General features: G+C 39.7%; 17 protein-coding genes. 5 read left to right on the forward strand and 12 right to left on the reverse strand.

Going from position 1 to position 13,669, the window contains the following annotated elements; all coding sequences use genetic code 11:
- Positions 1-52: 52 nt before the first annotated feature.
- The 4 genes from metG to D8836_RS02030 form a co-directional block, all read right to left on the reverse strand.
- Positions 53-2,050 (reverse strand): methionine--tRNA ligase, encoded by a 1,998-nt coding sequence (metG, locus tag D8836_RS02015; RefSeq protein WP_125392995.1) that lies wholly within the window; start codon positions 2,048-2,050, stop codon positions 53-55.
- A gap of 123 nt (positions 2,051-2,173) precedes the next feature.
- Positions 2,174-3,433 carry an ABC transporter permease gene (locus tag D8836_RS02020; protein WP_125392996.1) on the reverse strand — a complete coding sequence of 420 codons (1,260 nt, stop codon included), beginning with the start codon at positions 3,431-3,433 and terminating at the stop codon, positions 2,174-2,176.
- Between the two features lies 1 nt (position 3,434).
- Positions 3,435-4,136: an ABC transporter ATP-binding protein gene (locus D8836_RS02025; RefSeq protein ID WP_125392997.1), complete on the reverse strand. Its 702-nt coding sequence runs from the start codon at positions 4,134-4,136 to the stop codon at positions 3,435-3,437.
- A complete protein-coding gene (locus tag D8836_RS02030) occupies positions 4,120-5,328 on the reverse strand; it encodes an efflux RND transporter periplasmic adaptor subunit (protein ID WP_185761582.1) in 1,209 nt (402 codons plus the stop codon). Before D8836_RS02030 ends, D8836_RS02025 begins: the two co-directional genes overlap by 17 nt.
- Positions 5,329-5,618: 290 nt before the next feature.
- Between D8836_RS02030 and gor the strand changes: the two genes are divergently transcribed.
- Together gor and D8836_RS02040 are read left to right on the forward strand one after the other, a co-directional pair.
- On the forward strand, positions 5,619-6,965 hold the full coding sequence (gene gor, locus D8836_RS02035) for a glutathione-disulfide reductase (RefSeq protein ID WP_125392999.1): 1,347 nt from the start codon (positions 5,619-5,621) through the stop codon (positions 6,963-6,965).
- Between the two features lie 194 nt (positions 6,966-7,159).
- On the forward strand, positions 7,160-7,696 hold the full coding sequence (locus D8836_RS02040) for a biotin transporter BioY (RefSeq protein ID WP_125393000.1): 537 nt from the start codon (positions 7,160-7,162) through the stop codon (positions 7,694-7,696).
- Positions 7,697-7,748: 52 nt separating this feature from the next.
- Here D8836_RS02040 and D8836_RS02045 read toward each other — a convergent pair whose 3' ends face one another.
- Positions 7,749-7,964: a YdbC family protein gene (locus tag D8836_RS02045; RefSeq protein ID WP_000807422.1), complete on the reverse strand. Its 216-nt coding sequence runs from the start codon at positions 7,962-7,964 to the stop codon at positions 7,749-7,751.
- 98 nt (positions 7,965-8,062) lie between these two features.
- On the opposite strand from D8836_RS02045, the gene D8836_RS02050 reads away from it, so the two are divergent.
- Positions 8,063-8,383 carry a hypothetical protein gene (locus tag D8836_RS02050; RefSeq protein ID WP_084926479.1) on the forward strand — a complete coding sequence of 107 codons (321 nt, stop codon included), beginning with the start codon at positions 8,063-8,065 and terminating at the stop codon, positions 8,381-8,383.
- Between the two features lie 29 nt (positions 8,384-8,412).
- Here D8836_RS02050 and D8836_RS02055 read toward each other — a convergent pair whose 3' ends face one another.
- From D8836_RS02055 to rpsP, 7 genes are all read right to left on the reverse strand, one after another.
- The gene (locus D8836_RS02055) at positions 8,413-8,751 is read right to left on the reverse strand and encodes an ATP cone domain-containing protein (RefSeq protein ID WP_001196040.1); all 339 of its coding nucleotides are present in this window, start codon (positions 8,749-8,751) and stop codon (positions 8,413-8,415) included.
- 11 nt (positions 8,752-8,762) lie between these two features.
- Entirely contained in the window at positions 8,763-9,482 is a 720-nt protein-coding gene (gene trmD, locus D8836_RS02060) for a tRNA (guanosine(37)-N1)-methyltransferase TrmD (RefSeq protein ID WP_125393001.1), read from the reverse strand.
- Complete coding sequence (rimM, locus tag D8836_RS02065; RefSeq protein ID WP_125393002.1) at positions 9,472-9,990, reverse strand: ribosome maturation factor RimM; 519 nt, start codon at positions 9,988-9,990, stop codon at positions 9,472-9,474. The genes trmD and rimM overlap by 11 nt, the downstream gene beginning before the upstream one ends.
- Positions 9,991-10,020: 30 nt before the next feature.
- Positions 10,021-10,809: an alpha/beta fold hydrolase gene (locus D8836_RS02070; protein WP_125393003.1), complete on the reverse strand. Its 789-nt coding sequence runs from the start codon at positions 10,807-10,809 to the stop codon at positions 10,021-10,023.
- Between the two features lie 103 nt (positions 10,810-10,912).
- Positions 10,913-11,239 carry a MazG nucleotide pyrophosphohydrolase domain-containing protein gene (locus D8836_RS02075; protein WP_125393004.1) on the reverse strand — a complete coding sequence of 109 codons (327 nt, stop codon included), beginning with the start codon at positions 11,237-11,239 and terminating at the stop codon, positions 10,913-10,915.
- A 43-nt stretch (positions 11,240-11,282) separates the two neighbouring features.
- On the reverse strand, positions 11,283-11,522 hold the full coding sequence (gene kphA, locus D8836_RS02080; RefSeq protein ID WP_000379617.1) for an RNA-binding protein KphA: 240 nt from the start codon (positions 11,520-11,522) through the stop codon (positions 11,283-11,285).
- A gap of 19 nt (positions 11,523-11,541) precedes the next feature.
- Positions 11,542-11,814: a 30S ribosomal protein S16 gene (gene rpsP / locus D8836_RS02085; protein ID WP_000268760.1), complete on the reverse strand. Its 273-nt coding sequence runs from the start codon at positions 11,812-11,814 to the stop codon at positions 11,542-11,544.
- A 739-nt stretch (positions 11,815-12,553) separates the two neighbouring features.
- Here rpsP and D8836_RS02095 point away from each other — a divergent pair.
- Together D8836_RS02095 and D8836_RS02100 are read left to right on the forward strand one after the other, a co-directional pair.
- On the forward strand, positions 12,554-13,150 hold the full coding sequence (locus D8836_RS02095; protein WP_049524349.1) for a hypothetical protein: 597 nt from the start codon (positions 12,554-12,556) through the stop codon (positions 13,148-13,150).
- 2 nt (positions 13,151-13,152) lie between these two features.
- Positions 13,153-13,377, forward strand: coding sequence for a helix-turn-helix transcriptional regulator (locus D8836_RS02100; RefSeq protein ID WP_125393005.1), 225 nt, complete (start codon positions 13,153-13,155; stop codon positions 13,375-13,377).
- Positions 13,378-13,669 lie beyond the last annotated feature (292 nt).

A 13,669-nucleotide genomic window follows, 5' to 3' on the forward strand; every position in this document is an offset into this window, starting at 1 on the left:
GCATAATAGTTAAATAAAAAACAGAACTAGCCTGAACTAGTTCTGTCTCTTTTTACCCAATCACACTTCCATTTGGTACAGCTGGATCAACTGTGAGAAGGGTTAATTGTCCATCATGTTCAGCTGAGAGGATCATACCTTGGCTGACATATTTTTTCATCATCTTGCGTGGTTTGAGATTGGCAACGATTTGAACTTTCTTGCCGACCAATTCTTGTTCGTTTGGATAGTATTTTGCAATTCCTGAGAGGATTTGACGATCTTCACCATCGCCAGCATCCAAGCGGAATTGAAGCAACTTATCTGAACCTTCTACTTTAGACACTTCTTTGACTTCTGCGACACGGATTTCGACCTTGTCAAAGTCTTCAAACTTGATTTCTTCCTTGTTTAGTTTGAGTTCAACTTCATCTGGGTTCCACTCTTTTTCGACTGCTGGTTTGTTACCTTCCATTTGTTCCTTGATATAGGCGATTTCTTCTTCCATATCCAGACGTGGGAAAATCGGTGTTCCCTTAGCAACTACAGTCACACCTGCAGGGAAATCAGCCAAGTTCAGGTTTTCAAGGCTCGCTACTTCTTCCAAGCCAAGTTGATTCAAGACTGCACGACTGGTTTCCATCATAAATGGCTCAATCAAGTGAGCAACGACACGAAGGCTGGCTGCCAAGTGGCTCATAACACTTGCCAATTGGTCGCGGAGTGCTTCATCTTTTGCCAAGACCCACGGAGCTGTCTCGTCTATGTATTTATTAGTACGTGAGATAAGGGTCCAGACTGCTTCAAGTGCACGTGGGTAGTCAACTGCTCCCATGTAGGTGTGGTAGTCAGCGATTGATTGTTCTGCGACGTCAGCAAGAGCATGGTCAAACTCTGTTACACCTTCTACATAGGCAGGGACTTGCCCGTCAAAGTATTTATTAATCATAGAAACCGTACGGTTAAGGAGGTTTCCAAGGTCATTGGCCAATTCATAGTTGATACGGCCTACATAGTCTTCTGGAGTGAAGGTTCCGTCTGAACCAACTGGAAGGCTACGCATGAGATAGTAACGAAGCGGATCTAGTCCATAACGCTCTACCAACATTTCAGGGTAAACGACATTTCCTTTAGACTTAGACATTTTGCCGTCTTTCATGACAAACCAACCATGGGCAATCAGACGATCTGGCAATTTGATATCGAGCATCATAAGAAGGATTGGCCAGTAGATTGAGTGGAATCGAAGGATGTCTTTTCCTACCATGTGGAAGACTGTTCCATTCCAGAACTTGTCAAAGTTACCATGTTCATCTTGACCGTAGCCAAGAGCTGTCGCATAGTTAAGAAGGGCATCAATCCAAACGTAGACAACGTGTTTAGGATTTGATGGGACAGGCACACCCCATGTAAAGGTTGTACGAGAAACAGCCAAATCTTCCAAACCTGGCTCGATGAAGTTGCGAAGCATTTCATTCAGACGACCATCTGGAGTGATAAATTCAGGATGGGACTTGAAAAATTCGACCAAACGATCTTGGTATTTGCTAAGGCGAAGGAAATATGATTCTTCAGATACCCATTCAACCTCGTGACCTGATGGAGCAATACCACCAGTTACATTTCCAGCTTCGTCACGGAAAACTTCTGCAAGCTGGCTTTCTGTAAAGAACTCCTCATCTGAGACTGAATACCAACCAGAGTATTCACCCAAATAGATATCATCTTGAGCAAGCAAGCGCTCAAATACTTGAGCCACTACTTTTTCATGGTAATCATCCGTTGTACGGATAAATTTATCGTATGAGATATCGAGTAATTGCCAGAGTTCTTTGACTCCAACTGCCATCCCATCAACATAGGCTTGAGGTGTAATGCCAGCTTCTTCTGCTTTTTGTTGAATCTTTTGACCATGCTCATCAAGACCTGTCAGATAAAAGACATCGTAGCCCATCAGGCGTTTGTAACGTGCTAAGACATCACATGCGATAGTTGTGTAGGCAGAACCGATATGAAGTTTACCAGATGGATAGTAAATCGGCGTTGTAATATAAAAATTCTTTTCAGACATAATTTTTCCTTTCCAGGCAAATGAAACCTGTTTTTCTAACACTTCATTATATCACATTTTTAATGAATTTAGATAGGGAAATCCATACAAAAACAAGATAGACAAATGTCCATCTTGTTGATCTTATTCATAACGAAGGGCTTCGATTGGATCAAGTTTCGATGCCTTATTGGCTGGCAAGACCCCAAAAATCATACCAACACTAGCCGAAACTGCAAGACTAAATAGGGCAACTGGGATCGATACTCCTACTTCTATACCAGCTATCAATCCTTGCAAGAGTAGACCAGCTATAGCGGTTAAGCCTGTCGCAATTGTCAAACCAATGACTCCGCCAAGCAAGGTCAAAATCATGGATTCAATCAAAAACTGAATTAAAATATTAGCACGTGTCGCGCCCAAAGCCTTACGGAGACCAATCTCACGCGTACGCTCCGTCACCGAAACAAGCATAATGTTCATCACACCAGTTCCTCCAACAAAGAGAGAAATTCCTGCGATGGCACTAATAATCGTAGTTATAAATCCAAAAAGTTGTTGTACTTCTTGGAAGGCTGCAGTCGCATCTGCCACCTGATACTCTCCTTGTTGAAGACTAGCAATTTCGGTCATTTTTCTAGCTAATTCTGGTCCTACAGTTGGTGTCAAACTGGTATCATTAACTCGGAAAACAATATCAGAAATTTCATCCATATTGAAGTTATTGGCAAGAGAAATATTAGTCGTAATGGGAAGTCCACCAATACCAAATGTCTTGACAGCCTTGGCCTCATCGCTAGTATAAACACCAATAACACGATAGCTAAAGCCACCAACATCTATAATCTTGTTAACAGCTTCTTGAGCAGATCCAAACAAACTATTAGCAAGTTCTTGGTCTAGCAAAATGACACTGGCCACATCTTTATAATCCTGAGCTATAAGACTACGACCTGCAACAATTTCATTTTCAACCGCCTTCATGTAAGTAATATTTCCACCTGTCAAGCTAGCGCGCTCAACCTTTTTATCTTTATAAGACAAGGTGGTATTTGTCGAGTTGGTTACATAGTAACTATCTACACCCTTAAGTTTGGCCGCCTCCTTGACCCAAGCTTCTTGAGGTTTTGGCGGTTCAACATGGACTTCCTCTTCTTTACCAGAGACTGTCAAAGCTGATTGCTTTTGGGTAAAAGAACCATCTTTGCTTTTGATAGGCGAGAAAAAGACATGAATATTCTTCTGTGACTTGGTCATATTTTTATTGATCTGACGAGACATGGAATCTCCCAGAGCCATAATCACAACAACAGATGAAACACCAATGATAATCCCAATCATAGTGAGAAAAGAGCGCATCTTGTGGGCCATGATAGATGAAAAGGCAAATTTCAGATTCTGCATCTTAGTCTTCCTCCTTCTCTAACTGAGCACTATCAGATGAAATAACTCCATCTCGAATGACAATCTGGCGTTTGGCATAAGCTGCGATTTCAGGCTCATGCGTTACCATGATAATGGTTTTTCCTTCATTATTCAGTTCAACTAATAATTGCATAATTTGGTTCCCTGTTTTGGTATCCAAGGCTCCTGTCGGTTCGTCTGCTAGGATAATAGAAGGATTGTTCACCAAGGCACGCGCAATAGCCACACGTTGCTTTTGACCACCAGATAATTCTGAAGGCAAATGGTGACTGCGTTCTGTCAATTCAACCTTATCCAGATACTCCTCAGCTAACTTGCGACGTTTTGAAGATGAAACTCCTGCATAAATCAAGGGCAATTCTACGTTTTGCAAAGCATTAAGTTTGGATAGAAGAAAGAACTGCTGAAAGACAAATCCGATTTGTTGGTTGCGGACCTTGGCTAGTTGTTTTTCACCCAGTCCAGCTACTTCTTGGCCTTCAAGATAATATTCTCCACTAGTTGGTGTATCCAACATCCCAATCGTATTCATGAGAGTAGACTTACCAGAACCAGATGGTCCCATAATGGCAACAAACTCACCCTCATTCACTTCTAGGTTGATGTTTTTGAGAACCTGCAGTTCTTGGTCACCGTTACGGTAGCTTCTGCAGATATTTTTTAGACTAATTAGTTGCTTCATCAGCCTTCACCTCTTTTCCTTCCTCTAGAGAAGACGTTGGGTTACTGATGACCTTGACTCCATTTGTCAGACCTGATGTGATTTCTTGGTTGTCTGCATCAGCATTGCCCAAACCAACTTCCACTTTCTTGGCCTTTTTCTGCTCGTCAAGCACCCAGACATAGTTCTTATCATTTTCAGTCACAACACTTGTTAGAGGAACCAAAATGGCTTTACTCTTATTCTTGACCTCAACGCTTACTGAAAATCCTTGTTTCAAGTCACCGATTTCACTTGTAACATCAATGGTATATGGATATTTGGATCCAGAATTACCAGCTGCTGCGGTAGCCGCTGCACTTGCTGCTTCACCATTGTTTTTAGGGTAGTCAGAAATGTAGCTAATCTTACCAGTCCAGCTCTTATCTTGGTACACTTTAGAAGTGAAGGTTACTTCTTGTCCTACAGATAGGTTGGCAAGGTTGTATTCAGATAATTCCCCCTTAACTTGTAAGTTTTCATTACTTACGACATGAACGACCACTTGGCTAGCTCCTGTTGGAGATTTGGAAACGTTACGATTGACTTCGACCACAGTTCCTTCTAGGGTACTGAGAACCGTCATTGCATCCAACTGACTTTGAGCCTTGCTTAATTGCGCAGCTGCATCTGCACGGGCATCACGGGCATCACCTAGTTGTGCATCAATAGATGAAACTGAATTTCCTGCGACTGGAGCTGGAGTTTGCACTGCAGTTCCTTCGCCTCCTGCTGGTGTTGGCAACTGTGGAGCCGGAGCTGAAGCGGCTTCATTGCGTGCTTGGTTGAGTTCGTTGATATGACGGTCTGCCTTAGCTACTGCTCGACTCGCTGAATCATAGGCCGCCTGGGCTTCTGAACTACTGTACTTGACTAAAGCCTGTCCTTCACTGACTTTATCACCCACAGAAACAAGGATTTCATCTAAATCTCCCTTACTAGCATCAAAATAAACATACTGTTCATTTTTTGCTGTTACTGTCCCTGACAATAAAACAGAGGATGCCACGCTTCCTTCCTTGGCAACAACAAGATGAGTAGGCTCTTCTTTTACAGCGGTCTGAGATGGTTGTCTAAAGAGCAAAATCCCCCCTGCACCTAATACAACTACACTGGCAGCACCGATTGCTGCATACAATTGCCACTTTTTAGCTTTACGATTCTTCTTCATAATGAAACTCCTTTTTGATTTAAAGTCCTTAACAATATTATATAAAAATTAGCAAATATAAACAATAACAGTTCAGAACGAAATAATGACATTTCAGGATTTGATTATTGTTCGGAATCTATTTTTATTACCATTGTACTAGTTATATAATACACTTTATTTTTCCTTTTTGCAAGCCTTTTCTTTAATTTTTTTGAACGTAGCAGATTTTTGCAATCAGATAAAAAAAAAGATAGAATATGACTATCAAAAAATGACACTCTACTATTTCAAAGAGTACAAAGGAGTTTACAATGAGAGAATACGATATCATTGCTATCGGTGGAGGTAGCGGAGGAATTGCTACCATGAATCGTGCTGGTGAACACGGAGCCAAAGCGGCCGTTATTGAGGAAAAGAAACTAGGTGGAACCTGCGTCAACGTCGGCTGTGTTCCCAAAAAAATCATGTGGTACGGGGCACAAATCGCTGAGACTTTCCATCAATTTGGAAAAGACTACGGCTTTAAGACTACTGATCTTAACTTTGACTTTGCAACCCTACGTCGCAATCGTGAAGCCTACATTGATCGCGCTCGTTCTTCTTATGATGGCAGTTTTAAACGCAACGGTGTAGACTTGATTGAAGGTCATGCTGAATTTGTAGATTCTCATACTGTCAGCGTAAATGGTGAACTGATCCGTGCTAAACATATCGTGATCGCTACTGGTGCCCATCCAAGTATTCCAAATATTCCTGGTGCTGAGCTAGGTGGCTCTTCTGATGATGTATTTGCTTGGGAAGAATTGCCAGAGTCAGTTGCTATTCTAGGCGCTGGTTATATTGCCGTTGAATTGGCTGGCGTACTCCACACTTTTGGTGTCAAGACAGACCTCTTTGTTCGTCGTGATCGTCCTTTACGTGGTTTTGATTCTTACATCGTTGAAGGTTTGGTCAAGGAAATGGAAAGAACAAACTTACCACTTCATACTCACAAAGTCCCTGCCAAGTTAGAAAAAACTGCTGAGGGCATTACCATTCATTTCGAAGATGGTACTAGTCACACAGCTAGCCAAGTTATCTGGGCTACAGGTCGCCGTCCAAACGTTAAGGGCTTGCAACTTGAAAAAGCTGGAGTGACTCTGAATGAACGTGGCTTTATCCAAGTAGATGAATACCAAAATACTGTTGTTGAGGGAATCTACGCTTTAGGTGATGTAACAGGCGAAAAAGAACTGACTCCAGTTGCTATCAAGGCTGGACGTACTTTATCTGAACGTCTCTTTAACGGCAAAACAACTGCAAAAATGGACTACACAACTATTCCAACTGTTGTCTTTTCACACCCTGCTATCGGAACGGTTGGTTTGACAGAAGAGCAAGCTATTAAAGAATACGGTCAAGACCAAATCAAGGTTTACAAATCAAGCTTTACGTCTATGTACTCTGCTTGCACTGACAACCGTCAAGAAACACGTTTCAAATTGATCACAGCAGGTTCAGAAGAAAAAGTTGTCGGACTTCATGGAATTGGCTACGGTGTTGATGAAATGATCCAAGGATTTGCTGTTGCTATCAAAATGGGAGCAACCAAGGCTGACTTTGATGCAACTGTGGCGATTCACCCAACTGCATCTGAAGAATTTGTAACTATGCGTTAATCGAAACAAAAGAAGCTGATACAAATGTGTCTGCTTCTTTTTTGATGTTTTCGAATCAACAAAACAATTATCCAACTTAACCAGTAAGCAAAATCGGCCGTTACAGTTTTTGTTACCTTGTTTTAAAAATTGGTTGACAATAATTACTCCACGAGTATAATAGTTACTATACATCAGAAAAGAGGTTAACTATTTTGAAAAAAACTCACGTTTATGCCATCCCTGCTATTGGGGCTGCTCTCATTGCTGTTTTGGCACAAATCAGTCTTCCAATTGGACCCGTCCCCTTCACTCTGCAAAACTTTGCAATCGGCTTGATTGCTACTGTCTTTAGACCGAGAGAGGCTGTACTTTCTGTCGGACTCTATCTTCTTCTAGGTGCTATCGGTCTTCCTGTCTTTGCAGGAGGTGGAGCTGGATTGCAGGCGTTGGTTGGTCCTACTGCAGGTTATCTTTGGTTTTATCTCGTTTACTCTGGAGTTACTTCCTCTCTAACTAACAGCAAGAGTGGTATTATCAAGATTTTTCTTGCAAACCTCTTGGGTGATGCCCTTGTCTTTGTCGGTGGGATTCTCAGCTTGCATTTTCTAGCTGGAATGGCATTTGAAAAAGCTCTTGTTGTGGGGGTCATTCCCTTTATCATTCCAGACCTTGGTAAACTTCTAGCTATTAGTTTGATTAGTCGTCCTCTACTTCAACGCCTTAAAAATCAAGCTTACTTTCCTAACTAAAAAGGATATCGAGTTGTCATGACTCAATATCCTTTTCTTTCATTTTGAAAACTTAATTGCCTTTAAAGGCATCCACCATCGTTTGAAATTCTTCATTGGAGAGAGTAATCCCTTTGCCCATTTTAGTATGATCTGGGCTCCAAGCACGAATATCAAACTTTGCAGGAGCACCATTAAAGCTCACACGGTTGATTTCCTTTGTCCAACCTTTTTCGTTTTCAGAAAGAGTCAACAAATGCTCTTCGATTTCAAATGTAAATTCTGCCATTTTCTTCTCCTTTTTTAGCTTTCATTAGTTTATTCGTAAAATCTTGTAGATTTAAGGAAAATTTTATATAATATTGATATAAAAGAAGGGAGGCCACTATGAGACATAAATTCCAGCAAGTTCTAGATAAAATACATGACTTTTTAAATGGACATGACCAACCAGACCATACTGAAAGCAACTCCCTTACAGCTACTATTGAAGAGGCTATCCAGAAACAAACCGCTGTTCACCTTATCTTGTCTGAGACAAGCTTTACAGGTGATATCATCAAATACGATCAACAACGCCAGCAAATTATCGTGAAAAATTTTGCCAAAAATGTGACCCGTATTATCCGTATAAGCGATATTCAACGCCTGCGATTTGTCCCTTCAACTGTCCAAACAGCCCAAAAAAATAGATTTAAGAAAGAGTGAGATGTAGTTGCTTCATCCCACTCTTTTTCTTAGCGAATTTGTTCAAAATGTAAATGAACCGCGATATGATCTCCATAACCACTTCTTTCCAAGTCACGTTGTAGACGATAGGAAATGTAGTGTTCTGCAATGGTAATGTAACCTGCACCCAGTAAACGATGTTCAACCATAGACTGAATCATGCTAATTGTAGCACGTTCCACCTTGGCTTCTTCCAAATCCAAAACCACTTTCTTAGTGACTTGTGCAAGGTTTTGACGCAAATCATCTGTCAATACATAGACAGTCTGAGCTGCTTTTAAGATAGCTTGGTAAATCTTATCTGGATTAAATTCAGCAATTTCACCATCACGTTTGATTACTTGCATAGGTTTCTCCTTTATTCTTTGTTTTCTTTGATTTCTGCCAGCATTTTTTCTTCTTCTGCTGTCAGTTGATAATGTTCAAGCAAATCCGGTCTGCGCTCGTAGGTTTTCTTTAAACTCTCGTACAATCGCCACTGACGAATCTTTTCATGGTGCCCGCTCATCAGTACATCTGGGACAACCATACCTCGATAATCATAGGGACGTGTGTACTGAGGATATTCAAGAAGGCCAGAAGAAAAACTATCATCTTGGTGGCTGGACTCCTTGCCAATCACTTCTGGAATCAGGCGAACCGTCGCATCAATCATGGTCATAGCCGCCAACTCTCCACCAGTCAAGACATAGTCGCCCAGGGAAATCTCATCTGTCACCAAGGTCTTAATACGCTCATCATAACCCTCGTAGTGACCACAGATAAATATCAGTTCCTCTTCTTTGGACAAATCCTCAGCATAAGCCTGATCAAACTGCTTTCCAGCTGGATCGAGGAGAATAACGCGCGGATTTTTCTTTTCAATAGCGTCAAAGGCATCGAAAATAGGTTGTGCTCGTAGCAACATCCCCTGACCACCTCCGTAGGGCTCATCGTCTACATGGCGGGCCTTTTCAGCATTTTCTCGAAAATTATGATACTGGATATCCAAGAGCCCTTTTTCTCGAGCCTTTCCAACAATTGAGTGCTCCAGTGGAGAAAACATCTCTGGAAAGAGGGTTAAAATATCAATCTTCATCGTCTAACCCTTCTAAGATTTCTACATCGACGCGGTTATTTGGAATATCGACATTGAGAACCACTGGTGGGATATAAGGCAATAACAAATCACGCTTGCCTTTCCGCTTGACCACCCAGACATCGTTGGCACCTGGTTGCAGGATTTCCTTGATGGTTCCAATCAAGTTATCACCCTCATAGACTTCCAAACCGATAATCTCGTGATAATAAAATTCACCATCGTCTAGGTCATTCAAATCTTCCTCAGCAACCTTGAGACTGTATCCCTTGTACTTTTCGATAGCATTGATATGGTACATGTCTTTGAATTTGATAATATCAAAATTCTTATGCTTACGGTGGCTAGCAATGGTCACCGTTTGGACAAACTGATCTTTTTCATCAAACAAAGCAAGCTCAGCCCCTTTTTTAAACCGTTCTTCTGCAAAATCCGTCACAGACAAGACTCGCATCTCACCCTGCAACCCCTGCGTATTGACGATTTTCCCAACATTAAAGTAGTTCATCTTGTCTCCTATAGTCTCCTTCTTTCCATCTTATTCTGACAATTCTCGAATAATAGTCGCAATTTTTTCTGATTCTGACCATTGTAAATAATGGTTATTCCCTCCTAAAATGAGTTTAGTATTGGAAGTCCAATATTCTGATTCTCTGTACTCTTTTTCTCTATAAGCCTGACAAAAAATAAACACAGGGATATAAGATTCTATAGATACATTCTCAAAATCTTCCTCAGTAATCTCTCCAGATATCTGAAATCCTGGATCTTGATTTTCCAATTCTGAGCCTTTTTCTTGCATTATTTCCCAGATTTCTTTATTAATTTCAGGGCTAAATGTTGCTTGAGTTAAGTTCTTAAAATAAAGTTCAGGACCATACTCGTCAATCAGCCTCATCTGCTCTTCCATTTCTGGATAAGGATTTTCTGAAAAATCAGCAAACATGACTTTTTTAGTTGTCGGTTCCATTGCTACTAAAGCCTGACACTTAATTGGTTTGTTGAGCAATTTACAAGCTAAAATTCCACTCAAACTATGTACACAAAGTATATATTCAGAAATCCCTAATTCTTCAAGTACTTCATAAACCGCATCTGCAAGATTATCTAGATTTTTTCCAGCTTGGTCATGAACCGGACTCCTACCTGTGTTCGGAAAATCAATTGTCAAATAACCAATTGTAGGAGGAAGTTTTTCAAGTATAAGTGAAAAATTTTCATAACTTGCTAGCAAACCTGCGCCACTTAAACAAACTAGCATTTTCTTTTGCTTTTGATAAGTAACAGAGAGACTACCAATTTCTGTAGATACTTCAAACCTCTTCATAAAGAAATCCACTCATTCTATATAATGAATTATTAAAAATCCTTATTCTTTATTTTATCATGTTCCAAGGATTTTCTCAAGTTGGAGGAAGAGGACAATACCTTTACTTCCCCTTCAAAAATCCTTCCAAATCACGCTCATGTTGGTACTTAATGGCTGCAGTCTTATCTTTCTCAAAGATAGTCTTGGTAAGGTCAATATGGTTGATGGCTGCGATTGCGACGGTGTAGTGAATGATATCAGCCAGTTCTTTTGCTAGTTCCTCGTTCGAATCTTGAACTCCTTCTTTTCGACCAGAGCGTCCATTTAAAACCTCAGCAACTTCTCCGACTTCTTCTACTAGCTTAATAAAAAGCCCTTCTTCTGTTCTAGATTGTCGGTAATGGTCAAGTAAATATTCTTCTAGTTGTCTAACTGTTAAATCTCTCATTCTTTCTCCTTGCAAAAAAAGCGAGACATTCGTCCCGCCCTTCTTATTTTTCGTCAATAACGATTCTTACTTTTTTGTCTTCAGTTGGGACAGAGTAGACAATCGTTCTTATCGCAGAAATAGTGCGACCCTTACGACCGATTACACGACCCACATCGCTTTGATCAAGATCCAAATGATATTCCAAAAACTCTGGTGTATCTTCAATCTTGATAGTTAAGGCATCTGGTTGTGAAATCAAGGGTTTCACAATCGCAATAATGAGATTTTCAATCGTATCCATCTGTCAACCTACTTTAAACTTATTTTGAGAATTTAGAATCGTGGAATTTCTTCAATACACCTTCTTTTGAAAGGATGTTGCGAACTGTATCTGAAGGTTGAGCTCCATCAGCCAACCATGCAAGAACGCGGTCTTCTTTCAAAGTTACTTGGTTTTCAGCAACAAGTGGGTTGTAAGTTCCAACTGTTTCGATGAAACGTCCGTCACGTGGTGAACGTGAATCTGCTACGTTGATACGGTAGAAAGGTTTTTTCTTAGAACCCATACGAGTCAAACGGATTTTAACTGCCATTTTTAAAGTCTCTTTTCTTATTTTTTATTTCGGTGAAATAGCTGAGCTATTTGGCACATGTTCTATTATAGCAGATTTCTAACAGGTGTCAAGAAAAAAACTTGACAGACTATAAAATTTTTAAACCATTTAGAAATTTGTTAGAAGTAGGAAATAAATGTTTGAAAGAAGCTAGCCGTGAATACTATTTTATACTCAATGAAAATCAAAGAGCAAACTAGGAAGCTAGCCGCAGGCTGTACTTGAGTACGGCAAGGCAAAGCTGACGTAGTTTGAATTTGATTTTCGAAGAGTATTAGAAACATTTTATAAAGACCATCAACTCAAACCCTTCATATCGCCTGAACGAGATTTGGATACTTGGTTCCTAAATCCTAAGCCCGTTCCCAAACGAAATATCAAGGATTTTAAGAATGATATCTACTAATTAATTTATAAAATATGAATTAATAGATTCTAAATAGGGGAATAATTTGGTTCTGTAAAAATTAACTTCTACACCTACAAAGCTTATTCTGAAAGACTTTATAACAGTCTAAGAAAAAAAGTAGAGATTCATACAGTATCTAGATTTTCCAAAAATTCTTTAGTTGTTTGACTATCGAGGGCTTTTATTAAAAAATTTTTTCAAATAATTACCACATTGACACATAAATTCTTGCTTTCTAAACTTAAGTGTGATATATTTATAACATAAATTTAAGTGTTATATATTTATAACACAAAAAAGGAGTCTATCATGAAAAAAAGTCAAAAAATGCGTGGCCTCATTGCAATGATTGCCGTAGCTCTCTTTATTGATTTTATTGTTTTATTTGGTTCTAATCTTAGTTGGGGACCCAAGTTAGTTATTACTGGTATTTCAGTGCAATGTCAAATTGTAGCTATTTGGAGCTGGCTACATATGAAACTATGGTCTCATAAAAGTCAGAAAGGTAAGGGAAAGATTATTTTTGACTTGTCTGCTAAGCTTTACACGATACTTTTGTTTGCAGCAAGTATTTTTTATACATTAGGAATTTGGGTTGCGACCCCAAGCGAAAGTTCTGGTATTAAAGAATGGATTTTGGGAATTGGCCTCGTTATTGAAGTGATTTTATTTGCTTTTTTCTGTTTGAAAAATGTCAAGGAAACTCCGGACGAACGCTTTTATGCTAATTTAGCCAAGGCAGCTAGCTTGATGTTTGTTTTTATACTAGGCGCACTGATGATCCTAGCAGTTATCATTGGGTATATGGGGTCTCTCACTCTTTACATGGGACAGATATTTTTTAGCATAGCTGCCTTGATTTGCATCTTTGCGGTTGTCTATCTTATCTTGGAACGGAGAGGATAAGTATGGCCAAAGAAAGCAATATTATTACTAATCTCAAATCTGTTCGTGAGTCCACAGGCATGACCCAGCAGGAGTTAGCCGACCTCATCTGCATGCGACGCGAGACAATTCTGCACTTGGAAAATAACCGTTACAATCCTTCGCTGGAAATGGCTCTTAAAATTGCTCAAGTTTTTAATCTAAAAGTAGAAGACCTCTTTGAACTCAGACAGCAAGAGGAGGCATAATTCTTTTCGAGACCTAGTATTAAGTTCACTGATTAATTAGGAAGTAAAGTCAAAAGAAAAAATCCATTGAAAATGTGCTCTTTTAAAATATAGTAATTCTTTCGAATTAACATTTACTAATTGTGATGCTTTACGAGCTCTCTTAAGATCTGATTCCCTAAATACTTTGAGTACACTTATGGCATTGTTGCACCTAAGCAAGCTACTTTCTGGTTGGCTCCTCTAAAACTACCTTGTCACTAATATTTGAAATCCTCTTCCTTTTAAGGTACAATGGTAGAAATGAATTTTT

This window comes from Streptococcus mitis, from assembly GCF_003942995.1.
Lineage (GTDB): Bacteria > Bacillota > Bacilli > Lactobacillales > Streptococcaceae > Streptococcus > Streptococcus mitis_CV.

Bases quoted from the DNA above. Each gene is read 5' to 3' on its own strand.
- metG (WP_125392995.1), bottom strand. From the start codon at position 2,050: ATGTCTGAAAAGAATTTTTATATTACAACGCCGATTTACTATCCATCT.
- D8836_RS02020 (WP_125392996.1), bottom strand. From the start codon at position 3,433: ATGCAGAATCTGAAATTTGCCTTTTCATCTATCATGGCCCACAAGATG.
- D8836_RS02025 (WP_125392997.1), bottom strand. From the start codon at position 4,136: ATGAAGCAACTAATTAGTCTAAAAAATATCTGCAGAAGCTACCGTAAC.
- gor (WP_125392999.1), top strand. From the start codon at position 5,619: ATGAGAGAATACGATATCATTGCTATCGGTGGAGGTAGCGGAGGAATT.
- D8836_RS02045 (WP_000807422.1), bottom strand. From the start codon at position 7,964: ATGGCAGAATTTACATTTGAAATCGAAGAGCATTTGTTGACTCTTTCT.
- D8836_RS02050 (WP_084926479.1), top strand. From the start codon at position 8,063: ATGAGACATAAATTCCAGCAAGTTCTAGATAAAATACATGACTTTTTA.
- D8836_RS02055 (WP_001196040.1), bottom strand. From the start codon at position 8,751: ATGCAAGTAATCAAACGTGATGGTGAAATTGCTGAATTTAATCCAGAT.
- trmD (WP_125393001.1), bottom strand. From the start codon at position 9,482: ATGAAGATTGATATTTTAACCCTCTTTCCAGAGATGTTTTCTCCACTG.
- rimM (WP_125393002.1), bottom strand. From the start codon at position 9,990: ATGAACTACTTTAATGTTGGGAAAATCGTCAATACGCAGGGGTTGCAG.
- D8836_RS02070 (WP_125393003.1), bottom strand. From the start codon at position 10,809: ATGAAGAGGTTTGAAGTATCTACAGAAATTGGTAGTCTCTCTGTTACT.
- D8836_RS02075 (WP_125393004.1), bottom strand. From the start codon at position 11,239: ATGAGAGATTTAACAGTTAGACAACTAGAAGAATATTTACTTGACCAT.
- kphA (WP_000379617.1), bottom strand. From the start codon at position 11,522: ATGGATACGATTGAAAATCTCATTATTGCGATTGTGAAACCCTTGATT.
- rpsP (WP_000268760.1), bottom strand. From the start codon at position 11,814: ATGGCAGTTAAAATCCGTTTGACTCGTATGGGTTCTAAGAAAAAACCT.
- D8836_RS02095 (WP_049524349.1), top strand. From the start codon at position 12,554: ATGAAAAAAAGTCAAAAAATGCGTGGCCTCATTGCAATGATTGCCGTA.
- D8836_RS02100 (WP_125393005.1), top strand. From the start codon at position 13,153: ATGGCCAAAGAAAGCAATATTATTACTAATCTCAAATCTGTTCGTGAG.